This is a genomic window from Paenibacillus alba (genome assembly GCF_013204855.1).
Classification (GTDB): Bacteria; Bacillota; Bacilli; order Paenibacillales; family NBRC-103111; genus Paenibacillus_E; species Paenibacillus_E alba.
This window is the reverse complement of sequence record NZ_JABMKZ010000015.1, coordinates 88,175-112,006: the sequence shown is the minus strand read 5'-3', so window position 1 is coordinate 112,006 and position 23,832 is coordinate 88,175. Positions and strand designations below refer to the sequence as shown.

The 23,832-nt window shown below is 46.4% G+C and carries 17 protein-coding genes and 1 other annotated feature; of the genes, 12 read left to right on the top strand and 5 right to left on the bottom strand.

Annotation, left to right across the window (positions count from 1 at the left end):
* Nucleotides 1-57 precede the first annotated feature (57 nt).
* From HQN90_RS19495 to HQN90_RS19480, 4 genes are all read left to right on the top strand, one after another.
* A complete protein-coding gene (locus tag HQN90_RS19495; RefSeq protein ID WP_173221715.1) occupies nt 58-1,794 on the top strand; it encodes a hypothetical protein in 1,737 nt (578 codons plus the stop codon).
* Between the two features lie 101 nt (nt 1,795-1,895).
* On the top strand, nt 1,896-6,395 hold the full coding sequence (locus HQN90_RS19490; protein WP_173221713.1) for a CBM96 family carbohydrate-binding protein: 4,500 nt from the start codon (nt 1,896-1,898) through the stop codon (nt 6,393-6,395).
* A 115-nt stretch (nt 6,396-6,510) separates the two neighbouring features.
* Nucleotides 6,511-6,774, top strand: a binding site (T-box leader).
* A gap of 143 nt (nt 6,775-6,917) precedes the next feature.
* The gene (gene asd / locus HQN90_RS19485; protein WP_173221711.1) at nt 6,918-8,003 is read left to right on the top strand and encodes an aspartate-semialdehyde dehydrogenase; all 1,086 of its coding nucleotides are present in this window, start codon (nt 6,918-6,920) and stop codon (nt 8,001-8,003) included.
* Nucleotides 8,004-8,165: 162 nt separating this feature from the next.
* A complete protein-coding gene (locus HQN90_RS19480; RefSeq protein WP_173221709.1) occupies nt 8,166-8,936 on the top strand; it encodes a DUF3891 family protein in 771 nt (256 codons plus the stop codon).
* 155 nt (nt 8,937-9,091) lie between these two features.
* Here HQN90_RS19480 and HQN90_RS19475 read toward each other — a convergent pair whose 3' ends face one another.
* From HQN90_RS19475 to HQN90_RS19460, 4 genes are all read right to left on the bottom strand, one after another.
* A complete protein-coding gene (locus HQN90_RS19475; RefSeq protein WP_173221707.1) occupies nt 9,092-9,754 on the bottom strand; it encodes a stalk domain-containing protein in 663 nt (220 codons plus the stop codon).
* Between the two features lie 451 nt (nt 9,755-10,205).
* Entirely contained in the window at nt 10,206-10,733 is a 528-nt protein-coding gene (locus HQN90_RS19470) for a DedA family protein (RefSeq protein ID WP_173221791.1), read from the bottom strand.
* Between the two features lie 52 nt (nt 10,734-10,785).
* Nucleotides 10,786-11,328, bottom strand: a complete 543-nt coding sequence (locus HQN90_RS19465) for a CDP-alcohol phosphatidyltransferase family protein (RefSeq protein ID WP_173221705.1) — start codon at nt 11,326-11,328, stop codon at nt 10,786-10,788.
* 15 nt (nt 11,329-11,343) lie between these two features.
* Complete coding sequence (locus HQN90_RS19460; RefSeq protein ID WP_173221703.1) at nt 11,344-12,360, bottom strand: AI-2E family transporter; 1,017 nt, start codon at nt 12,358-12,360, stop codon at nt 11,344-11,346.
* A 185-nt stretch (nt 12,361-12,545) separates the two neighbouring features.
* On the opposite strand from HQN90_RS19460, the gene HQN90_RS19455 reads away from it, so the two are divergent.
* From HQN90_RS19455 to HQN90_RS19435, 4 genes are read left to right on the top strand one after another with little or no spacing between them, the layout of a single operon-like run.
* A complete protein-coding gene (locus HQN90_RS19455; RefSeq protein WP_173221701.1) occupies nt 12,546-13,226 on the top strand; it encodes a response regulator transcription factor in 681 nt (226 codons plus the stop codon).
* Entirely contained in the window at nt 13,223-14,977 is a 1,755-nt protein-coding gene (locus HQN90_RS19450; RefSeq protein ID WP_173221699.1) for a sensor histidine kinase, read from the top strand. The genes HQN90_RS19455 and HQN90_RS19450 overlap by 4 nt, the downstream gene beginning before the upstream one ends.
* Before the next feature lie 37 nt (nt 14,978-15,014).
* Complete coding sequence (locus HQN90_RS39665) at nt 15,015-16,010, top strand: GNAT family N-acetyltransferase (RefSeq protein ID WP_216855380.1); 996 nt, start codon at nt 15,015-15,017, stop codon at nt 16,008-16,010.
* Nucleotides 16,011-16,039: 29 nt separating this feature from the next.
* Nucleotides 16,040-16,543, top strand: a complete 504-nt coding sequence (locus HQN90_RS19435; protein ID WP_173221697.1) for a GNAT family N-acetyltransferase — start codon at nt 16,040-16,042, stop codon at nt 16,541-16,543.
* 405 nt (nt 16,544-16,948) lie between these two features.
* On the opposite strand, the gene HQN90_RS19430 is transcribed toward HQN90_RS19435, so the two are convergent.
* A complete protein-coding gene (locus HQN90_RS19430; protein WP_246362630.1) occupies nt 16,949-17,638 on the bottom strand; it encodes a hypothetical protein in 690 nt (229 codons plus the stop codon).
* A gap of 153 nt (nt 17,639-17,791) precedes the next feature.
* Between HQN90_RS19430 and HQN90_RS19425 the strand changes: the two genes are divergently transcribed.
* From HQN90_RS19425 to HQN90_RS19410, 4 genes are all read left to right on the top strand, one after another.
* Entirely contained in the window at nt 17,792-20,029 is a 2,238-nt protein-coding gene (locus tag HQN90_RS19425; RefSeq protein WP_173221695.1) for an AraC family transcriptional regulator, read from the top strand.
* 225 nt (nt 20,030-20,254) lie between these two features.
* Complete coding sequence (locus HQN90_RS19420) at nt 20,255-21,223, top strand: ABC transporter permease (protein ID WP_420851064.1); 969 nt, start codon at nt 20,255-20,257, stop codon at nt 21,221-21,223.
* Nucleotides 21,224-21,247: 24 nt separating this feature from the next.
* Complete coding sequence (locus HQN90_RS19415) at nt 21,248-22,123, top strand: carbohydrate ABC transporter permease (protein ID WP_173221693.1); 876 nt, start codon at nt 21,248-21,250, stop codon at nt 22,121-22,123.
* Between the two features lie 67 nt (nt 22,124-22,190).
* Complete coding sequence (locus HQN90_RS19410; protein ID WP_173221690.1) at nt 22,191-23,831, top strand: extracellular solute-binding protein; 1,641 nt, start codon at nt 22,191-22,193, stop codon at nt 23,829-23,831.
* Nucleotide 23,832 lies beyond the last annotated feature (1 nt).

Here is a 23,832-nt window from a genome sequence, read left to right as displayed (position 1 = left end):
GCGGAAGCCAGCTCATCTTGGAAGAAGCTCCCGTCTGGTGATCATGGAGGTATGGCAATGCGACACAGCTTCGCGTCTGAACGAATCAAAGAGGAAGAATCCATTTGGCTTTTCAAAATAAGGGAATCCGTAGAGCTCCTGCATCCTGATTACAATACGGACATTAACATGCTTCGCAGACCGTTCACAAGTCCAGGTTATCATACGTTGATCAAGGAAGCGGAATATATACATCCGATTAGGGAAACGCTTGATTACGCTTTGGCTATCCTCGACAGCGGAGAGGCATTATATCGAGAGAGAGCATTCGACGCTTTGAGAACTGTCCTTTCTCTTCAAGATCAGCAACCGGATTCTCCGACCTTCGGGATCTGGTCGTGGTTTTGGGAGGAACCGCTTGCTCAGATGTCGCCGCCTGATTGGAACTGGGCAGATTTCTGCGGCAAGCGCCTGCTGCTTATTTTGATCAGACACAGCACTATTATCCCTGATGATCTGATCAGCTTGATGAAGAAAGCGATCATTGGCAGCTGCGAAGCGATTATGAAACGGAATGTCGGGCCGGATTATACGAACATTGCAATTATGGGCGCATTCGTGACGCTAATCGCTGGGGAACTGATGCTTGAACAGCGGTATGTCGACTATGGCCTTGCTCGGCTGAGAAGGTTATACGATTATACGATACAATCCGGAGCTTTTCTGGAATACAATAGCCCTGCTTATACGACGTTAGCGATTTTGGATCTATCGGTATTAGCCGCCCTCACGCAAACGGAAGAAGCATTAACGCTGACAAATGAACTGCTTGATGTCACTTGGAAGACCGTTGCGGAGCATTTTCACCCTTATCTTAAACAGTGGTCGGGTCCACATGCCCGTTCTTATCAGTCGTTCCTTTCCCTTTCTCATTTATCCTTCTTGTACATGGCTTGCGGGGGACAAATACCGTTAATCGAGGAAGATCAATTCATTTATAATTCTGAATGGTATTGTCATGGCGTACGATGCCCGGAGAGCTGGCGTCAACTGTTTACGGATATTAACGTTCGAGAAGTCGTGCAGGCGCTCCCTGAGTACCCTGAGTTTGCGACAAGAGTAGCCTATACGTATCTGACACCAGACTATGCCTTAGGATCGTTCAATCACAATGTGATGTGGAACCAGTGCCGCAACCTGCTGGCTTATGCCCGGACAGAGGAGGGCGAGTGCAGTTATATGCGTCTGCGTTTCCTGCACGATGACTATGATTTCTGTTCTGCGGTGTTTAAAAGCGAGCAGAAGAAATCCTCCGTGTTGTTTGGCTTCCAATTTGCCTTGGACGGAGGGGATACCCATGTGAATCTCGATCCTATCCACGGGCGTATGATGGCTTCGGATCTTCGCGTGCGGATAGAAATTGGCTATTCCGGGATGGCTCCTGAATGCTTAGCAATCAATGAGGATACGGTTGAAGCCGTTCTGGGAACTACGATTATGTCTGTACGTTCCTTATATGGAGCCATGGATGGATTCGGCCCGTTCCGCTGGGAAATCACAGAAGAAGGGTCAACGAAACTTCTGGACTATGTGTTGTATCAAGGAGAAAGAGCCGAAATCGATTTTCATACAATGGAGGAGGCGTTGCTCCTGTTCTCATTGACGTTCTCGAAGCATGCCGAGCGGCTTGAAAGTGGAGCAGCGGTAAGCCCTTCGGAGCATGCCGTTCAAGCGTCGCTGGCAACACCTGAGCAGCTTATTTCGTTGACACTCGGGAAAAAGCCAGCTAATCGGACTGTTTTGCTGCATAGTTAATAAAAAGTATTTCTGCCCAACGGCAGAGATGCTTCCACAGTAATTGTAAGCGCTTTCTTGGTGGTAAGGAACTGTGAAATTTTACGAAGGAGGTAAATAAAGTGAATTTACTAGCTTTCAAATTGAGAAATGGAAGAATGAGAATCGCAGCTTTTATTAGTTTTGTCATCCTATTCACGAGCAGTATCGGAATGGTTCCACGCGAGGTTACCGCTTCAACAGGGACGGCAGTTCAGACGCAAACACCGATTACTGTTCAGGTGTACGCTTCGGATGATGCCTTTGTTAGGGGAGGCACCAACGCGGAGACGAAGTTTGGAGCAACAACGCCAAGCCAGCTGCAAATAAAGAACTATTCGGGTACCAATGCCGTGGATAAGCGGGAAGCTTTCATTAAATTCGATTTAAAGGGTATTCCCGGAGTGATTACGGGAGCAACGCTTAATCTGTACGGAGCCGTTGCAGATGGAGCGCAGCCTACGGGAAAATCGGTCAGTTTGAGCGTGTACGAGGTGTCTAGTGACACTTGGTTAGGAACTGAAATTACTTGGAATGCCAGCCCTGTGAAAGGAAGCTCCGTTGCGTCTCCCATCACGATGTTAAACAATAAGCCGGCCCAGTGGTATTCAACGGATGTCTCTTCGTATATTGCCACTGAGCAGCTTGCCGATCAAACAGCAAGTTTAGCTCTGATAGACACAAGTCTTGCCAATTGTTTTGTCAGCTTACAGAGTATGGAAGCAGCCAATAAGCCCTATTTAACTGTCACTTATATGCCTGCAAGCACGGCGGATACGGATCCCCCACTCTGGCCGGCAGGCGCGCAGCTTGCTAGCGTGGTGACAAGCTCGACTTCGGTGCGGCTTGAATGGCTGCATGCCCAAGATACTTCAGGCATTTTGGGATATCGGATTTATGCGAATGGTCATCTGCTGGGCAGCGTGAGAGGTGCGATATCCAGCTATGACGCTGTTTCTTTAATACCAGGTGAAACCTATGAGTTCTCGGTTGAAGCCGCCGACACTGCGTTAAATTGGTCTCATAACGGCCCGCAAGCCCGTGTAACCTTGCCCATGATCGAGCAAAAGCTGGTTCCGACCAACGATACCTATGTCAACGGCGGTACAAAAGCAGATATTAACTATGGGAATGATGCATCGCTGCTGGTTAAGACTAATTCAGCTGATTTGACACGGGAAGCCTTGTTGAAGTTTGATCTTGGCTCTGTGATCCAGGATATCGGTTCGGCTGAACTGTATGTGTATGCCTCAACGAACGATGGAGGCGGAACGACGGTGACGAATCAACTGTATAGTACGGATTCGGAGCAATGGAACGAAGCGGAGACAACCTGGAACAGCAAACCGGGGGTGCAGGATTATCTTCAATCTTTTACCGTAGACCGCACGCCAAAATGGTTCAAGCTGGATGTAACGGCTTACGTAAAAAGGCAGTCGGCTGCAGACAAAGCTGCAAGTTTTCTGATTCGTCAGGAAGTACAGTACGGACTGAACGTTAGCATGAACAGTAAAGAAAATGCTGCCAACAAACCGTATCTTCGGATTTCCAAGAATAGAGCGAATCAGGACGCTCCTAGTTGGGGGGATTCTCCGCAGCTTTCGGTGGTCAAGGAGGGAGAAGACGAAATTGGCGTAAGCTGGACGCCTGCAATTGGCGCCGATGCTTACCGCATATATGCTAGCGGCGTTCTGGTTGGCACAGTAAGCGGTAGTACAACGAACTATACGTTAAGCGGGCTGACAGTTGGAAAGTCATATACGATTAAAATTGAAGCGGGACAAGTCGGAGTTTGGAGTTCGGATGGTCCTTTCGCAACGGCTAGGACGCTGGATACTAAATTGATCCAGACACAGCTCGGCAACGTATATTGGAGCAATGAAGATCTGAGCATGCAGCTTCAGACAGGTAGAACGGCTGTGTCTTGGAAAATTGCGGACGTATGGGGTTCGCAAGTGGCTTCCGGCACTGCCGCGCCGCAAAATGGAGCAGTTCAGATTCCATTTCCGACTTCATTACGCGGGTATTTTACGCTAAAAGTTCTGGCCGAGTCGGAAAATCGAAATCCGCTCTCCCTCGAAACGAGCTTTACCGTCTTGACGCCATTCGATGTGAGCCAGCTCAGCGATTCCCCTTTCGGCGTCAATACGCATTTTACCTGGACCAGTAAAGGCTGGAGTCCAACGTTAACAAGGCTTATTGCCAAGGCAGGGATCAAAAATGTGCGGGAAGCCTCGGAATGGGGCTCCGTGGAGAAGCAGAAGGGTGTCTATACTGTCCCTGTATCTCCGGTTGCCGCAGAGTATCAGAACGATTTCCGGGAAAAATCGCTGGATCAGCTGTGGGTGCTTGCTTTCACCAATCCGCTCTATGATTCAAACAGCACGCCTTATACCGATGAAGGCAGAGAGGGCTTTGCTAATCATGCGAAGGCAATTTTGGATGCTTACAATGGAGCAGATGCAACAGCGCCTAGCTATACCCACTTTTTGAAACAGGTGGAAGTCTATAATGAGTTTAACATCGGCTTTGGGGATCGCGGAACGGGACCTGCCGACTCCAAGCCGGAGTATTATTTCCCAATCTTAAAGAAAACCTATGAAACCGTTAAATCCGCACATCCGGACACGATCGTTTCCGGCATGTCCACGGCGGGCGTCCCCATGTCCTGGCTGGAGTCCGTCATGAAGCTGGGCGGCCTGAATTATATGGATGCGCTGACGATTCATCCGTACGTGTATCCAAAGGATCCTGAATTGTTGGTGAAATCAATCAAGGATGTGAATGATCTGGTTCGCAAATATAACGGAGGAAACACGATTCCTCTCTGGCTTTCAGAAATTGGCTGGCCGACACACAACAGCCTTTCGGGAGTCAGTGAAAAGAAATCGGCAGATGATTTGGTGCGCGGGTACGTCCTTTCCTTGGCGAACGGTGTGGAGAAAATTTACTGGTATGATCTTATGAACGACGGTGTGAATAAAAGCAACAATGAGGATAATTTCGGCCTCATCCGCAATAAAGCTGACGAACTGGGCGCTTATACGCCAAAACCCGCTTTCACGGCCTATGCTGTCATGATCCGTCAGTTGTCAGGGGCCAGCTTTAACACAGACCTGTCTGCTGCAGGCTCCTATTATCATTATTTATTCAAGAAAGGCAGTGAGGATGTTCGGGCCGCGTGGGCGGTTCAACCAAGACCTGTTGCGATAGGGACACAAACACCGATTCGGATTGTTGATTATATGGGCAACGAAACCGTCTATACGCCTGTTAGGGGAAAGGTTCATTTGACATTGAACAGTGAGCCGATCTATATTCACGGGGCGATTGAGAGCATGCAAGAGGATCGTACGTTCGTTCTGGCCGGTGAGACCTCCCTCATTCGGGAGGAAGGCAAGCTGAAGCTGAGCGTAACCAATACGGATAACGTTCCCTTATCGGGGATGATCGAAGTAAACGGGCGCAACTATCCTTTTGCCGCTGCCGCAAATGCCACTGCGAACCTTTCGATCCAAGTACCTGGTCAGGATCATGAGGGGAGCATGTCTGTCCGTGGAAGGCTTACTTCTGCGGACGGCAATCCACTCGGATTGGTATATGCAGATATCCCCTTCCGAAAGCCCTTTACCGTTGAGCTCAAGCCATTCTTAGCAGCTGAACCAGGGATTGATCCAACTGTGCAAGTCATTATTGATAACCATGCGCTCGCAACACCTCTGGAATTGGCGAAAATAGATTGGTCGATCGGTCAATTAAGCGGCACGGTCGCGACAAGGACGATTGCACCTTCTTCGAGCGCTGTGGAATCGATCCCGTTACCGGGATTTGTGGAAGGGGTGTCCTATCCGCTGGATGTCACAATTGTTTTAGCTGGCTATGATCCCATTCCAATTGTCAGTTCTCTTGATTTTAATCGTGTGGCTTACCGTGGTGGAGCCGATGAACCTGTTCCTATTCTTTTGAGTTCCGGAACGAACAGGATCCAAGCGGGTTCTTACACTGGGCCTGATGACTTAAGCGGAAGCTTTAATCTGTCCTGGGATGAAACGAATTTTTATTTAGAAGCAGATATTGTAGATGATGTGTTTAAGTACCCGTTTGTCGGACAGGAAATATACAAAAATGACAGCATTCAGTTTGGCATGGCAGGCGGCATTCCCGGCATGGTTACCTACAATTATGAGATCGGCATTTCGCAAACGCCGCAAGGACCGCAGATTTACTTTTATAACGGGCCCGAAGGCATTCCTCTTGGCATCCATGATAATGGCGATATGGATTTAAAGGTTTCCCGCGATGAGGAGCATAAGGTGACGAAATACCGCTTAATGATGCCTTGGAGAGAATTTGAGCCAATCCTACCGACAGCAGGCAATGTTATCAGTTTCTCTATGTTAGTCAATGAGAATGATGCCGGAAGCCGGGAAGGGTACATCGAGTGGGGCTCCGGGATAGGCGGGGCGAAAGATCCGACGAAATTTAGAGCGTTTCAAATGATGGCTCCCGACGATTATGCACCGCCGACGAGCGTCGCGGCACGAATCACAGCGAATGAAACGATACTTGTCCAAGTAAAATAAAGCAAATGAACCATTGCTGGACGTTGTGATTTTTAGGCTCAAATTTGTCATGTTTTCGAATTTTGAAAAAATTTGTTTACCTTCTCCGCGTTATTTGATAATATAATCGCAACGTTCAAATGCAATGAAGAGAAGAGTAAATAGGTGAATTCTTTCACAGAGAGCTCCGTTCGCTGAAAAGGAGCAAGAATCCGTTATTGAACAAAGACTCAGAGCAGCACATCGGAACTCCATCAAACAGGGGGATGGTGTGACAGGAGCTCCTGTTACAGAGCTAAAGTATAAGCATTACATGTAATGCCGTACTTGAAGAGGCTAATATGGCGACATATCGGCGAATCTGGGGTGGTACCACGAGTTCAACAATCTCGTCCCTAAGACTGAAACAAGTCTTGGGGGTGGGATTTTTTTTGTTGTGCTAAAGAAATACAACATAGTGGCAGATGAGGGTACACCAAATCAAATCAAATGAATTGAATAGTTAGTAAATGAAGATAAATATGGAAAGGATTTGAACATAAAATGACAGCAAAATTGAAGGTTGGTATTGTTGGAGGTACGGGTATGGTGGGGCAGCGATTTGTTCAGCTGCTGGATCAGCATCCATGGTTTCAAGTAACGACGATTGCGGCTAGTGCCGGTTCAGCTGGTAAAACGTATGAAGAATCCGTAGCGGGCAGATGGAAATTGGCTAGTCCGATCCCGGAAGACGTGAAACACATCGTTGTCCTAGATGCATCGAAAGTGGAGGAAGTTGCCAATCAGGTAGATTTTATCTTCTGCGCAGTTGATATGAAAAAGGCTGAAATTCAAGCGCTGGAAGACGCGTACGCCAAAACGGGCACGCCCGTTATTTCTAACAATTCGGCTCATCGTTGGACGCCGGATATTCCGATGGTTATCCCGGAAATTAATCCAGGGCATCTGGATGTCATTGCCGCTCAAAGAAAACGGCTCGGAACTGCGACTGGATTTATTGCGGTTAAGCCTAACTGCTCGATCCAGAGCTATGTGCCGGCACTTCACGCACTGTTGGATTACAAACCCACACAAGTGGTTGCATCGACCTATCAAGCGATATCCGGAGCAGGCAAAAACTTTACGGATTGGCCGGATATGCTGGATAATGTGATCCCTTATATTGGCGGCGAGGAAGAGAAAAGCGAGCAGGAGCCGCTGCGCATCTGGGGAAGTGTTGACAATGGACAAATTATTAAAGCCAGCTCACCGTTAATTACGACCCAATGTATCCGTGTTCCTGTTACAGATGGACATTTGGCAACCGTATTTGCTTCGTTCGAGAAAAAACCTTCGAAAGACGAAATTCTCGATCGCTGGTTGAAATTCAAAGGACGTCCGCAGGAGCTTGGTCTGCCCAGCGCACCAAAGCAATTCATCACCTATTTTGAGGAAGAGAACAGACCGCAGACGAAGCTCGATCGAGACATTGAGAACGGTATGGGCGTGTCAGTCGGGAGATTGCGCGAAGATTCCATCTACGATTTTAAATTTGTCGGGCTATCGCACAATACGCTGCGCGGCGCGGCAGGCGGCGCGGTTCTGATTGCCGAGCTGCTGAAAGCTGAAGGGTATATTCAAGCAAAGTAAAAGGATAACTATATATGAAATAGATAGACCACAAGCAAGCATTCTGATAATTTCAGGTGCTTGCTTGTTTTCTATTTAACAAGCTTATCTATAATCATGATTTCCTTTGACATCCTCCAAGTTAAAAATTAGTATTACGTTATAAACGCTGGGGGTGGAGTGATGATCGTTTATGAGCACAAGGGCACTTTGCGATTCTATGAGCAACATCAGCATGCTCAATTGGCGGGGAAGATAGCGGCTGCATGGAAAAAGGATTGGTTTATTGGAGCAGAGTACTGGGATGATGTGATGTATGCAGTGAAGGAGCATGATCGAGGTTGGATAGATCTGGATGAGTGCCCGATTTGGGAAATTGGGCAACGATTGCCCTATGGTTTTTGGAACTATCCGCTTGCTATCAAAAAGCATTTTTACCACTTGGGCGTAAATGAAGTAGAGGACGTAAATCCTTATGCCGCTCTTCTTTGCAGCCTGCAATTCTGCAAGCTCATGCAAATGATACCGGAAGACCCTCACGCTGTTGATTTTCTTAAATTGGAAAAGAAACGTCAGGAAAGGCTCGAGGAGCTGCTTCATCTGCAGAGCCAGGATGCCAAGGCAAGACTTGCCTTTCACCTAGCCTTGCTCCGTTTCTGCGATGATTTGAGTATATATATGTGTATCCATCCTCCGGGCACTGTGAAGTCGAAGGAGAATTGGTTCCGTGATGGATTGACGGAAACCTTTGATTTTCTCGGGGGGAATCCGGTGATCCCTAGTTGGGACGGAGAAGCGATTGTGCGGCTTACCGCATTCCCTTTTCAAACCGATTTGCAACTTGAAATTCCATATCGTGAAGTGGAGACAGCCGACGTTTCACTGCTTGGATTAACTGGCGCCTATAAACAAGCCAAGCTTTCCAAGCTAATCCTTACGTTGACAAAAGCTTAGACGATGAAGGAACTATGGATAGGTGAGCAGCCGCGGCGGTGGTTCAGGGGTTGTTGCATTGTGAGCATCGTCATGCATAAAAAAGTCCTTGAAATCATTGATTTCAAGGACTTTTTCCGTATTTGGGGAGGGAAGAGTTCAATCGCAAGTTTTAATTATTTATAGTAAGAAGTTGTTAAAGGTACGAAAATGCCTGATTTATCGTCATTTTCATACGAATAGAAAACGGTGACATCGCTTAATCCCGCTATATTGACTTCGATTGTTTTTAATCCATCAGCGATACTTACGGTATCTTGTTTAAGCAAAACGCTATTCTTGTCTTGAATTTTCAATTCAACATCTGAACCGATAGCGGCAACTTGCAAATAAAGCTTTTGATACTTGCCCTTTGGCTCTAAAGTGAAGTTAGATCCTGAGCTTTTAGTATCTTTAATGACTTCCGTATAATCCTTGCTTTTATATTTCGTCAAATTAGGATCTTTAATAGCTTGATAGAAAGTTTGACCAGCATTAACGGGAGTGCCATCAACCTTTTCGCCAAATAATACGCTGTTTGAAGCGGCATCATAGTCTACGGCTACGTTTAACGAATTTGCTATGGCGCGTGCTGGCAAGTAGGTGCTTCCATCATATGTAATTGGAGTTACCACATTCCCTTGTGCATCCAAAAGTTGAACTGCAGCTCCGTTTACTTTTACCTTTATATCGTTGTTCAGATAAGCCTTAATTTCTTGTAAATTAGCTCCTGCATAAACGCCACCTGCTGCGCCGAAAAGTAGTGACAACCCGACGATAGAAACTATCGTTTTTTTCATTCGTATCTCTCCTCGTATCTGTATTAGTTCCAACTCACCTTTAACACTATATATAACAAATAAAGGAAATACAAGGGTCAAAAGGAGGAACATCCTAGTGCTTGAGATCAAGTTCCGTAAGGTGGAACGCTCAGCTGGAGTACTTAGAATTAACTAATTTGATCATTGACCCCCCAGAGGGAACTAGGTTCCCTTATTTAGCCTCAAAACAACCATTTGGCTTGTTAAAGGGAACTGTGGTACGTTAATTGGTCTAACTTGATGGATTTTCACGGCAAAGAGGTGAAATAAGGGATCCTACTTCCCTTTCAGCAGCAAATCGAGGATTCTGAGGCAAATAGGGGATCATAGTTCCTTTTCGCGCCGGAGTGTGAGCAATTTGCTATATTAAGTAGGCCTTGTCCATCCTGTGCCTTCGCACATGGATGGTCACAGAGCCTCTCAAAGCCCTCTAGAAGAACAAGCGCAGCAAAGAAGCATGATAATTGGAAAAATCGACGGATGCTCCCAGAAAGTAACCGATAGAAATAAAAATAGCACACCAAACCATGGCCCCCATGCCCGAATAAAGTAAATATTTGCGGGGGCTCATAGCGCTTACCCCTGCCAGGTAGCAGGTAAGATGGCGGAGACCTGGAATGTAGTAGCCGATGCATATGGCCCAGGGGCCGTAGCGCTCGAACCAAGTCTCTGTTTTCTCCAGCCTTTTTGTCGTAAGCTTGATCCATTTGCCGTATTTCCAGAGCAGCGGCTTGCCGAATTTCCGCCCGAGTGCGTAACTGCACAGCATGCCGGTCATGGCCCCGAAGAAGCTGACCGCAAGGGATAGCGGGAGAAGAAGCAGCCCCATCGAGGAAAGGTAGCCGACAATGGTCATTAGGATTTCATCAGGGACGGGCAAGCCGATAATACCAAGAGCCAAACAGAAGAAAATGGCGATGTATCCGTATTGTATAATGATGTCTTGTAGGAAAGCTATGGCGACCACGCTCCATTTCTACTGAAAGTCTGCTGATTTATCGGTGGTTACCTCAGAAGCTTTTTTTGTGGATAAGATTGGGTTTGCTGATTTTTGGTATTTTGATTCGACTAACCATCAAGCCGCACAGAACGATGACCAGAATCACCGTTAATTCCAGATGATTCAGAATCGGTGACCATAGCGCAAGCACGGCTAACAGGCATCCTGCAACATGAATAGGCAAACCTGTATGATGGCGATGAACGCAGGTTGCAATGTTAAACCGAGCCAGCCGAAGCGCACCGCAAATGATGAAAAGAGAAGCAAGCAGCAGCCCTGAGACGGGCAATTTGTGCAAGCTGATCAGATAAACGATTAAGGCTGGAGCCGCGCCAAAGGAAATCAGCTCTGCGAGCGAACGGAACTCTTTGCCGAATTCGGTGGCAAGGCTCAGTTTGCTGACCATATACTCGTCAAATCCGGCCAATACAGCCGCTAGGACAATGCAAAGCACCGCTTGGGATGGTTTATCGTGAAACGAGAAAAACATGGACATCATGCCCCCACTGAGAACAGCCATTTTGAGCAAAGTGGGAATGGTTTGGACTGACATGGGATCACTCCTTTTCTAGGTGTTGGAAAGTTTGGTTTTTTCCGATTTTTGAATATCCAGAATATCAAGTAAAAAAACAAAGGTTGGGATGCCGATGATCAATCCCCAAATGCCGAAGAAATGCTCGGAAAAGAGCAAAACAAGAAAGGTGTAGAAGACGGGCAAATGCGTTTTGGATGCCATCAGCCGGGGATTGAGCACGTACGCTTCCACAGCATGAATAATCGTGACAGCCACAACTAGGTAAATAATATAAGTGAATCCGCCCAAACTAAAAGCAATCATACTTAGCGGAATCAGCGATAGAAAGACGCCAGCTACCGGTACAAGCCCGAGGACATAAATAAGCAAGGCCAAACCGATCAGATTGGGAAAGCCCATCAGCCATAGCGCGAAGGTCGTCATCAAGGAGTTGATCAAGGCGATCAGCAGTTGGGCTTCGATAACTTTGCCGAATGTCTGAACGAGTTTTTTGCCGAAAAACTCAACTTCCTTGGAGAACCAGCCCAGCTTGCTGGTGTGGAATTGCGCGGTGAAGCGAATGACGTTTTCTTTGCCCAAAAGCAGGAACAGGCTAAGCATCAAGGCCAAAAAGGCTTGAAATCCGAGGTTGCCAATTTTGATCATGAAATCGAAGCCTGGCTTCACCATGCTAGGAAGGTCGAGACTGTCCAACCACGTGGTTATGTAGCCCGCCACTTCGTTCTGAGGATTGTCATAGAGCTGCCTGACAAGTTCGAACAGTTGGGCGATTTGGCGGACCAGAGCAGGGAAAAATTTGGCGCCTGCAACAACCACAAGCGTTAGAAGGGCACCATAAATGAGCGCAAGCAGAAATTTGGAGTTGACTGGGATAATTTTTTCGATCCATCGCTTACTGTATTGGTGCAGCCGATTCATTAAAAATGTCAGCAAGAAGGTCAGTAGAACAAGATTCAGCATGCTGCGAATAAAATAGAGAACAAGGCAAAACAAGGCTAATACGGCAAAGCGCTGCACTTCTTTTTTTTGCAAAATAGCCATGATATTCATAGACGACTTCCTTTCGGGACCTCAATTTCGATCTGCTCCATCCTGATTATAGCGGTGTGTTGTGTCCTTCATGTGTTTTATGGGAAGTAATTTTGTATAATAGCTCTATCTGAGAACACATAGAAAACACAAGAATCCGCTATTCTTGTCTTATAACGTACGAGTGTAGAGGAGGCAGCTGCAGCATGGATCGCAAGGTTTTGCTTATTGAAGATGAAAGTTTGATCCGCGAAATCGTGGGCGATTATTTCAAACGGGAGCAATGGATCGTCTATGAGGCGGAAAATGGCTTGCAAGCGCTGGAAATGCTGGAAAAGCTGGATGCCGATCTGGTTATTTTGGATATTCTTATGCCGGAGTTGGACGGATGGGCTGTTTGCAAGCGGATTCGTGCCCAATCAGCCGTACCGATTATTATGCTGACTGCCAAATCTGAGGACGACGATAAAATGCTTGGATTTGAGTTGGGTGCGGACGATTATGTAACCAAACCCTTCAGCCCCAAAGTGCTGGTAGCCCGAGCAGTCAGTCTGATGAAGCGTGTCGAAGGAACGGTAGGGAAAGACGAGCACCTTCTGAATTTTGGGCGGATTTCCATTAATCGAAGGTCGCATCGGGTCGAAGTGGATAGACAGGAAATCGACCTGACGCCCAAGGAATACGAACTCCTTCTATACTTGTCCAAAAATGAGGGCATTGTGCTCTCCCGCGAAACGATTCTCGATCACGTATGGGGGTTTGATTATTTCGGTGACCTGCGCGTCGTAGACACGCATATCAAAAAGCTGCGCGGAAAGCTCGGAGACGAAGCCCGCCATATTCGCACAGTCATTCGATCCGGGTATAAATTCGAGGAGGAACGATGAGAAGAATAGGGGTTACGATGAAGCTGTTTGCTTTCACAGCCTTCTTTTTTCTATTGTTCTACGCGATCATTTTGGTGGGGCAGCTTAATTTATTTGAAACCTTTTATCAGCACCAGAAAACTGCTACATTAGAAAAAAAGCTTAAAACTTTCAGTGACACTTACGAGAAAAAGCGCTGGGATGATCGCCGTATTTCTCGCGAAATGGCGCTGTTCATCAACCAAAATAAAGCGCAGCTTGCCATTCTGGGCCCTGAAGGCAATGTGAAGTATGATAACTTGTTTCGTATCGTCATTAAGGATGATAAAGGAAACCCTGTTCGCATCTCCCTTTCCTTTCTACTGAATTCCAACTTGCGGAAGCTGCTGGATGCGAACCTTCAGCGCGGAGATAAGATCGAGGTGGAGGGATACTTTGAGGACGAGAGCACGAAGGATCTCTTCTACCCAGTCATGATTCATCGAGAGGATGGCCCCAAGGATATCGGTCATTTAGATACGGTAACGACCGAGCCATTGCATAAAATTTCTGGTGTTATCACCGATGTTGTACTGCCTTCCACTAATCAATGGAATTCGCGGCAAGGCATTTTGTTTCTTGCCCTTGAAGAATGGTTCCCGCTGACAGAAGAACGGAAAAGCATGTTAGATAACGGGAAAATGATTGAAGAGGAATGGACAGATACGATTAGTGGGACACGCAGCGTAGTTTTTATTCAACCCCTTATGCGCGATGGAAAGGTAAGCGAGTTGATCATGGTGCTGGCCTCCCTTCAGCAAATTAGTGAAGCTTATGATGCGCTGCGTTTGTTCTACCTCTATATTGGGATTGGCGGCATTATTCTCATCCTGCTGCTCTCGAGCGTCTACACCAAAATCATATCGAAGCCGCTGCTTTCCCTGAATCAAGTCGCCCTGCGAATGGCACAGCTCGATTTCTCGGTGAAATCGCCCATCCGAAATAACGATGAGATTGGGAGCTTGTCGCGCAGTTTAAACAGCTTGTCCGAGAAACTGGACGACACATTGAAGGAGCTGTATGACGCTAACGAACAGCTGCGGGAGGATATGGAGCAAAAGCAGCGAATGGAGCAGCTGCAAAAAGAATTTATCTCCAATGTTTCGCATGAATTAAAAACGCCGCTCAGCATCGTCAGGGGATATGTGGAGGGCATCCGTGACGGGATCGGGGAAAGCAAGCGGGAACGGTATCTCGAAGTGATTTTGGGTGAGACAGACAAGATGGAAGCGCTCATCAAAGATATGCTGGAACTTGCGAAGCTGGAATCGAAGACAATCAAGCTGAAAAAGAGCTGGTTCCTACTCAGTGATCAAGTCGAGGATATCGTTGACAAATTATCGCATCACCTGGGTGAAAAGGAGCTGAAGGTGGTCACCATTATCATTGGCGAACACGAAGTTCACGCAGATCAGGTGAAAACGGAACAGATGCTGGTCAACTTGCTGATGAATGCAATTCGGCATGCCACAGCGGGGAGTGAGATTACCGTTCGCATCGAAAATGAAGGCGAGTGCATCCGCATGGCGATTGATAATGAAGGAGAAGGTATTCCTGAAGATCAATTGGAGACCATATGGGAGCGTTTCTACCGGGTTGAAAAGTCCAGAAACCGCAAAACCGGCGGAACGGGACTAGGCCTTGCCATCGTCAAGCAGATACTGGATCTTCATGAAAGTCGATATGGGGCGGCAAACACAGAGCGCGGCGTCAGCTTTTACTTTTATTTGTAGCGTTTTGGTGGGGAGTAGAAGTGAAGGGAGTGGGATTATGGAATTCAGAACGATTGATGTCAAGAAAGATAAAGAAACGATTATATCTTTTCGCAAGGATTCATATAGAGTGAGCTTTGGAAGCGATGAAGGTTTTGGCGACGAAGATGACTATGTAAAACGCATTGAAGAACGAGTTCAATCTTTTCCGGATGGGCTAGTTCTTGTTGAAGATAACGGCAAACCGATTGGCCAAATTGAGCTTCAAATCATTCCCTATGAGGGGAATGATATTGGTTATGTAAATCTGTTTTACTTAACACCTGAGAATCGCGGTAAAGGGCTTGGACAGCACTTGTTGGCATATGCAGAAAGCTTTTTTAACAGGCACCAGGTGAAGGCGTATCATTTGAGAGTTTCTCCGACCAATCCATTCGCTGTTAAATTTTATGAGAAATGCGGCTTGAGGGTGCTGGAAGAAGAAACGAGCAAATATGTCGTTTGGAGGATGGTCAAGGACCTGAGCAGCAGCAACATCTATTTGAAACTTCTCGAAATGAAGGACGCCGAGGCTATTCTTGATATAAAGCGCAGAAATCGCGACTTTTTTCAACCCTTTGAACCGATCAGGGACGAAACACACTTTACCTTAGAGGGACAGGAAAATGAGATTGCCAATGGTATGCAAGGGGCGCAAAACGATCAATCTTATTCTTTTGGAATCTTTCTTAAAGAGAATGATGAGTTGATCGGAAGGATCGCATTAACAGGCATTGCTCGCGGCTTTTTTCAAAACGCATTTGTGGGTTATTACATAGACCAAACGCATAATGGCAAAGGGTATGCAACCGCGGCAGTTTCATTATGTGTGGAAATTGCGTTTAGCGAGCTTAAATTGCACCGTGTTGAAGCTTCGGTTATGCCAAGAAACTTGCCATCTATTCGAGTGTTGGAAAAAGCAGGCTTTAGACACGAGGGCTTAGCTAAAACGTATTTGAAAATTAACGGGACGTGGGAAGATCACAAAAGATTTGCAATTACGGCGGAGCAATAAGGCTCTGGTATACAGAGGGAGGAGAAGCAATGCATATACGTATCTTGCACGAAACAGATGCCCAATTGTACCAAGAGTTGCGGTTGAGTGCTCTAAAAGCTAATCCTGAGGCATTTGGGTCAACGTATGAGAGAGAAGTGGAATTTTCACTAGAGACGGTAGCGGAACGTTTAAAGCCGAGCTCAGGCAAATTTGTTTTAGGGGCTTTTGATGGCGGTGATTCGCTAGTTGGGATTGTAACTTTTGTGCGTGAAAATAGTCTTAAAACGGCCCATAAGGGCAATGTTTATGGAATGTATGTAGCACCGCAAACGCGAGGGAAGGGTGTAGGCAAGCTGCTCATGCTGGAACTGATAAAACAGGCACGGGATCTCGCTGGTTTAGAGCAAATAAACTTAACGGTTGTTTCTAATAATGACTCAGCAAAGCAGTTGTATAAGTCCTTGGGATTTGTAGTTTACGGCGTGGAACCAAACGCGCTGAAGTTCAACGGGCAATATGCAGATGAAGATTTAATGGTTTTAAAACTGTAATTGCTACACGAAAAGAGGCTGTCCCATAAGCCGAATTAAGTAGGAAAGCGTCGATAGATGATGGGGTTGATTACTTTCATGTGGGATGAAGGGGTTTCCAGACCAGATCCGTTCACCCAAGTGTAAAAGCCTGCAAAAATACAGGAATTTCCAAGCGAATTCGGTTAAAAAGATAAAAATGCCTGCAATTGTGCAGGCATTTTTATCTTTTTCAGCCGTAAATTCAGAAAAAGCCTCAAAAACCTGCACAAACGCAGGAATTTAATCGTTGCGGCTATTCCAAGAGCAAAAAAGATGTATAATTGCAGGTTTAGAGAAAGTCGAGCCTCTCTGAATCCCAATCAAAAAAGCAAAAAAGCTGTCCCTCAAGTAGGTTTATCTACTTATGGGACAGCCCCTCTTTTGTTAGTTGCTTAGGCTTTCTAGAAGTGCCCGCATGCGTACAGGTATTTCTGCTTTAAGCTCGTCCCATGTCACAAACATGTCGGGTGTCCATTCATAAGGTGTATAGATGAAGCTGGGCTGGAAGCTGAAGGTACGGAGATGATCTTCGGCGAGCTTGTCGATGTTAGTGCCGAATTTGAACTGCCCCTGGAACATCTCGTTTTCCAATACTCCGCCGTTTCCGGCTAATTCGTTGTTGACTGCTTCTACATCCGGAAGTAAGCGGAACAGCTCATCAAGCGCTGCCATCGCATGCTTCCCAGGCTGCACATATACCTGAACGCGGCCATCTTCCTGTATATTGCTGCGATCGCTTAATAAACCAATCATATATTTCCCGTGGAAGCTGACTTCGCAAGAAATGATCTCATCATTATGTCCAATGTACACCCAAACATGCTCTAAATCGTAAATATGCTGAATGTCGTAGTCCCAATAAATAGCATACTCCACGACTACCTTAACACGTGCATGATCAACTTTGATCGTTCGGGGAAAGGATTGGGAAGGACCTGACTCTTCAAATGCGGTAACCCCAACACGAATTGGAACGAAAGGCTCACGGGTATCCATGTAAAGTGCGGGAGCTAAACGAAGCGCAAGCTCCCATAGTTTAGGCTGCTCTTGGCGCATGAAATCAGCAGTTAACATCGGCGGGATCTCCTTTATGTGTAGTACCTATATTATATAAGAAAAATCATCCAGGAAGGTCAAAGAAATGAGAATTGTGCATGATTCTTTGAATTGCGTATTGACTTGTCGAACGGTATCGTTGTACTTTGTACGAATAAAGGGGCTGTGCAGATGAGGAAAAAGTGGAGAAATCGCCTTGTATTTGCTTATTTACCCGTCTTCATTCTCGTTATTGTGGTGCTGTTGTGGATTTTTTTCGTCACGATGAGCGAGCTGTCCAAGCAACAAGCGCTAAAGGCCAATGAGATCTACGCAGAAAATACGATGCAATATGTGGATTCCAAGCTGCGAACCGTTGAACAATATATTGTGCAGACTTTTCTTGATGACCAATCTGTGATCGACTTCTACAGTACATCTCCGTTCGCGCAGAACCGTTATCTGAACGACCGGGACGTATATAAGAAATTGATTTTGCTGCGAGACAGCTTCAGTGAGATAGATTCGGTCTATTTATATCGCACCCGTGACCAAATTGTTTTAAGCGACACGTCCATGATGGGGCTTGAACAATTCCCCAACAGCCCCTATTTGCATACGTTAATTACCGCTCCCCCTGCCAATCGCTGGAGCCTTGGTCGCGAGTATCTCGACAATTCCGGTGTAACGAGGCCTGTGGTGTCGCTAGTCATGCGGATGCCGCTGCCGCTGGGAACGGAGGGAGTACTGGTTGCCAATATTAAATTGGATACGCTCTCAAAGCTTCTTGATAATGTGTCCCGTTCTAAATTTAGTTATTTGCACCTTCTGGATGTCCATGGCGAATACATGATTGGTGACGATACGATAAGCGGAGCAGCAGGCGCGAACAGGGAAGATGTTACCGTAATGAAATCGGAATACACGGGTTGGACGATCCGCAGCGGATTTGTCGATGGCGTCGTCTTTCGCTTTCTGTCGAACCTCAATGCATTCTGGTTGGTGATTGGCATTGTCACGGTTCTTGCTGGTGCTTTATGGATTGTATACGTGAGCCGGCAAAACTATAAGCCGATTGAGTCGCTGCTGGAGCGGCTCTCTTCCGTTCCGCTGCAGTTGCAAAAGCCCCATATTCTAGGACAAGTGAAGCACGATGAATTCAAAATTATTGACAATTTGCTGGATCATCTGCTAGAGCAATTCGGCAAGTATCGTTTGGAGAACGATGAGAATTTCAGCTACCGCCGGCGATATTTGTTCGAACAATTGCTGACCGGAACGCAGCTTAAGCTTGAAGATGGCTGGGACAAGGAACTGTCGCATTTCGGCTTTCAGGAGACGAACGCCCCCTATCAGGCAGCCATACTTGAAATTGATAAGTATTCGAATTTCACCTCAGCTTATACGAATAAGGATCAATATTTGATTAAATTCATCATTGATAACGTCGTTCAAGAGATCAGTCAGAATACAGGCATCCTGATCTGTCTGGAATGGATCGAAAAACATCGGCTATGTGTCGTCTGTCAGCTGCCGAATGAGCTTGCATCCGGTGATCCGCTTCATGGGATTATGCGCAAAACGGTGGATTGGGTCCATACCAATGTAGCCATTACGATTACCTGTGGACTTGGAACGAAAGCGTCAGGCCTTCAACAGGTATCCATTTCCTATGAAGAAGCCTTGGAAGCACTCAGCTACAAGACGACGTTCGGAGTCAGCAGCGTCATTGATTTCAAGGATATCAACACCAAATCGGGCGAAGAAATCTTCCGCTCGCTTCCTGCTATAAGGGAACTGGTCCACTTCTTCAGGATCGGTGAAGCGCAGTGGGAACGCCACTATGATGTCCTGTTTGCCGAAATTCGGAACCAGCTGTTTTCCCGGGAACAAGTTGTCAATCTGATGAATTATTTATTGTTTCACTTCTATAAGGAAATGTCAGGGTTGTCCCCGGAATATCTGGAATGCTGGCGAGAATATGCGCTGAATCCAATTAATGAATGGGTAGCTAGCTTTGACACTGTAGATGAATTGGAAAAAGAACTGCATGCTATTCTGCAGGATGCCTGCCTTCGGCTTGATCACCTTCGCGCGCAGCGAAGCCAACATGATCTGATCGATCAAGTGAAAGCTTATATCGAAGATGAATTTAACAATCCTGATTTCTCGCTGGTTATGCTGAGTGAGCGATTTAAGTTGACACCGAATTATTTAAGCCGTTTGTTCAAAGAAGAATTCGGCGAGAAATTTATTGATTATTTGGCTGGATTGCGGATTGAACAAGCCAAACATTTGCTGGTCACGACATCTACGGCAATCCAGGAAATCGCCGTGAAGGTTGGATATACACATACCTTTTCGTTCATCCGTGTATTCAAGAAACTCGTGGGCCGGACACCTGGCGATTATCGCAAGGAGTTTCATTAGACGAAAACGATCTCTTCAAGGATAGCTTCACAAAGTCCTTGAAGGGGTCGTTTTCTGTTGATAAAACCCTTATCTGCTGCGGATTATTGAAGTTGTGCATCACGTCTAAATGTGTGAATTGCCGTATCGTTAGAGTTCCGTGTACTGTTGAGTTGTGAGCGGAATAGAAACGGTCACAACCATGCGATATCACGCTCCGTAGGGCGACATAGGAGGTAAATTCTCATGCAAGTATCTTCGAAGCACATAGCTATGGAGAGGGAAACAGAAACTTGGAATCAAGCCAAACATACGAAAAAGAGGAGCCGCAAGTATATAAAGCAAAATATTCCGCTATATATCATGCTAACTCCAGCCCTTGTATGTTTTATCCTATTCAAGTATGCGCCGATGGGTGGGATCATTCTTGCTTTCAAGGACTACAACTTCTGGGATGGCATTTGGGGCAGCCCATGGGTAGGATTCAAGCATTTTGATTATTTATTTACGAATCCGCAAGGATGGAAGATTATTCGGAACACTTTCATGCTGAGCTTGCTTAGCTTTATTGGATTTCCAGTTCCGATATTGGTTGCTTTGCTGCTGAATGAAGTTCGGAAAATGTGGTTTAAGAAAATCGTGCAAACGCTGTTGTATTTGCCCCATTTCCTTTCTTGGGTCATTGTTGGCGGCATCTTCATTACGCTGTTTTCGCAGGATACCGGCATGGTGAACGACGTTCTGGAGAAGTTTGGGTTTGAACGGTTTGCCTTTTTGTATCAACCATTTTCTTGGATTGCCGTATTTGTTAGCTCAGGTATTTGGAAAGAAGCTGGCTTTTCGGCGATTATTTATTTGGCGGCGCTTACGACGATTGATCCAAGCTTGTACGAGTCGACTGCCATGGATGGTGCTGGCAAATGGCGCCAGATGTGGCATGTCTCTCTTCCGGGCATTCGCCCGACTATCATTCTGATGCTGATTCTTGGCATAGGACGTGTCATGGAGGTCGGCTTCGACCACATCTATGTGATGCAGAATCGCGTTGTCGCCGATATTTCGGAGGTTATCAGCACGTACACGTTCAAGATAGGCATTCAGGGGGGCGAGTTCGGCGTTCCCGCAGCGATGGGATTATTCGAATCCTTAGTAGGCTTCACACTCGTACTAACAGCCAACCAAATTGCCCGTAAATTCAACCAGAGTCTATGGTAATCGGGCTTGAAAGGGAGTGAGAACATGAGAGAAAATACCGCAGGGAAATGGTTCCATGCTTCGGTTCATGCCATTCTGCTGCTCGCAGCCGTCAGCTGCCTGATACCACTGATCAATATTATCGCTGTTTCGCTCAGCGACTCAGCGGCCATTGATTCCGGGTTCGTCTGGCTGTGGCCGATTCATTTCAATCTGGAAGCATATAAAACCCTTTTTATCGGTTCGAGAGTTATCCCTTCCTTTATGAACAGCTTGTACATCACAGTAGTTGGAACCGGATTAAGCTTGCTCTGTACGACTCTTGCGGCTTACGCATTGTCCCGTAAATACTGCTATGGGCGTAAATTTATGACGCTGGCTATGGTGTTTACGATGATGTTCAGCGGCGGACTGATTCCTTTCTTTCTTTTGATAAAAAGCTTCGGGCTCATCAACACCTATTGGTCCCTATGGCTCCCAGGATTGGTTGGCGCCTATAATTTGCTGCTCATGCGAAGCTATTTCGAAGGAATTCCGGCCGAAATCGAAGAGTCAGCGCGCATCGACGGTTGTGGGGAATGGCGGCTTCTTGTACAAATATTTCTGCCTTTGTCCATGCCTGTGATCGCCACGATTTGCTTATTCCTGGCGGTTGGCTACTGGAATTCGTTCCTAAACGTTCTTATCTTCATCAATGATGCAGAAAAGATGAATTTGACCGTATTCGTTCAGCAAATGGTGCAAAGTCAGAGCATGCTGATTCAGACGATTGCCTTGCAGCCGGAAGATCTGGAAAATATGTCGCCTGAGGCTGTGAAAGCGGGAGGCATTGTGATCATGACCTTGCCGATGCTGATTGTCTATCCACTTCTGCAAAAGTATTTTGTAAAGGGTGTGATGCTTGGCGCTATTAAAGGGTAATCAAGAAATCGTGATCGGATAATGGCATTAGGAATCAAGTTGATACATACAAAAGGGGATGAAAAAAGTGGGCGACTATAGGAAGAAAAGTACGTTATTGGCAGTGGTTACTTTGTTGGCGGCAGGGACGGTAGCTGCTGGTTGCAGTGAACCGGAAGAAAAGAGCAGTGGAACTGCCGTTTCCCCAACCAAAGCGGGGGCATCAGCAGCACCTGAGAAACGGGGCAAAATCAAAATGTCGCTCTATGACCGTGGCAATACGCCAGCGGCGGAAGGCTCGATTACGAACAATCGCTGGACGAAATGGATAAATGAAAACGGGCCAGCAGATGTGGAATTTGTTGCCGTACCGAGGTTTGAATCCAAGCAGAAATTCAATACGCTATTTGCTTCCGGGGAAGCGCCAGACGTGATCAATGAGTTTGAAACGGGCTACCGGGATCAGCTCTACAGTCAGAAGCAGCTGCTGCCTCTGGATGATCTGGTCAAGCAATATGCGCCGAACTACACCGCTATGCTGGAAAAGTATCCGATTCTGCGCAAGATCGGCACGAAGCCTGACGGTAAAATGTACGAAATGGGCCGTGTGATTCCCAGTTCCGTGCAAGTAGCTGTCTTCATCCGCACCGACTGGCTGAAAAAACTTTCGCTGCCCATCCCCCAAACACCGGATGAACTGCTTAAAGTAGCGAAAGCGTTCACAGAGCAGGATCCCGACGGTAATGGGAAAAAGGATACGTACGGCTATTCGCTCGCTTATTTAGGCGATGAGGCGATTGATGCCATGCATGGCAATTCGATGTTTATTAAAGATGACAAGCTGGTCGAAGATGAGGCGAGAATGAAAGCGGCCGTTTCCTTCAAGAAACGATTGTTTGACGAAGGAGTCGTAGATCGTGATTATTTGACGGATAAAAACGGAGAGAAGGCGAAAAAAGATTTTCTGTCCGGCAAGCTTGGCATCTATGTGGCTGACAACGCGAATGTTGATTTTCTGACGACGCTTCGCAGCACGAATAAAGAGGCAGCGATAGCCCCAATGCTCATGCCGAAGACAGAATTCGGACAATACACGATCAGAATGCTGAATCCGCTTCAGATGACGACAGTCGTGTATGCGGGCTCCAAAGATCCGGCCGCTGCCATGAAAGAGATGGACTTCATGTTGGCTGAGAAGACCTGGAAAACACTCAAGTTCGGCACGGAAAACGTCCATTGGAAAAATGATGAGCTTGGATGTCCGAGAGCGATTAATCCGGATTTGCGCAAAATTGAAATCGGGTATAACACGGATTTGTACATGTCAGCGACAACGATTGATTCCAAAGAGATTTGTAATATTCCAGTTGTTAACAAGGAGATTCCGAATGCCGAGGAATGGAGCAAAATCAAAAATGAAACCCGCGATCTGTACGAGAATCCGGCCATTCCGCTATATACGCTAACTCATCTTGAGCATATGCCAACGCTTCCGGCTGATTTGCTCAAAATTAACAACGATTGGACTCAGCAAAGCAAGGACATGATCGCCAAGACAGTCGTTAGCGGGGGCAGCTATACGGTTGATCAAGCGATGAACGACCTGAAAAGCTTGAAACAGAAGATTGGACAAAATCAAACGCTGGATTGGTACGCGAAGTGGTATGAGCAAAATAAAAAGAATGCGTTCCTGACCAAAGATATTTACCAATTTCTAGCCAAAAAATAAT

What these genes read in the sequence shown, in the direction of transcription:
- HQN90_RS19495 (WP_173221715.1), top strand. Translation starts at nt 58, where the DNA reads ATGCGACACAGCTTCGCGTCTGAACGAATCAAAGAGGAAGAATCCATT.
- asd (WP_173221711.1), top strand. Translation starts at nt 6,918, where the DNA reads ATGACAGCAAAATTGAAGGTTGGTATTGTTGGAGGTACGGGTATGGTG.
- HQN90_RS19480 (WP_173221709.1), top strand. Translation starts at nt 8,166, where the DNA reads ATGATCGTTTATGAGCACAAGGGCACTTTGCGATTCTATGAGCAACAT.
- HQN90_RS19475 (WP_173221707.1), bottom strand. Translation starts at nt 9,754, where the DNA reads ATGAAAAAAACGATAGTTTCTATCGTCGGGTTGTCACTACTTTTCGGC.
- HQN90_RS19465 (WP_173221705.1), bottom strand. Translation starts at nt 11,328, where the DNA reads ATGTCAGTCCAAACCATTCCCACTTTGCTCAAAATGGCTGTTCTCAGT.
- HQN90_RS19460 (WP_173221703.1), bottom strand. Translation starts at nt 12,360, where the DNA reads ATGAATATCATGGCTATTTTGCAAAAAAAAGAAGTGCAGCGCTTTGCC.
- HQN90_RS19455 (WP_173221701.1), top strand. Translation starts at nt 12,546, where the DNA reads ATGGATCGCAAGGTTTTGCTTATTGAAGATGAAAGTTTGATCCGCGAA.
- HQN90_RS19450 (WP_173221699.1), top strand. Translation starts at nt 13,223, where the DNA reads ATGAGAAGAATAGGGGTTACGATGAAGCTGTTTGCTTTCACAGCCTTC.
- HQN90_RS39665 (WP_216855380.1), top strand. Translation starts at nt 15,015, where the DNA reads ATGGAATTCAGAACGATTGATGTCAAGAAAGATAAAGAAACGATTATA.
- HQN90_RS19435 (WP_173221697.1), top strand. Translation starts at nt 16,040, where the DNA reads ATGCATATACGTATCTTGCACGAAACAGATGCCCAATTGTACCAAGAG.
- HQN90_RS19430 (WP_246362630.1), bottom strand. Translation starts at nt 17,638, where the DNA reads ATGTTAACTGCTGATTTCATGCGCCAAGAGCAGCCTAAACTATGGGAG.
- HQN90_RS19425 (WP_173221695.1), top strand. Translation starts at nt 17,792, where the DNA reads ATGAGGAAAAAGTGGAGAAATCGCCTTGTATTTGCTTATTTACCCGTC.
- HQN90_RS19420 (WP_420851064.1), top strand. Translation starts at nt 20,255, where the DNA reads ATGCAAGTATCTTCGAAGCACATAGCTATGGAGAGGGAAACAGAAACT.
- HQN90_RS19415 (WP_173221693.1), top strand. Translation starts at nt 21,248, where the DNA reads ATGAGAGAAAATACCGCAGGGAAATGGTTCCATGCTTCGGTTCATGCC.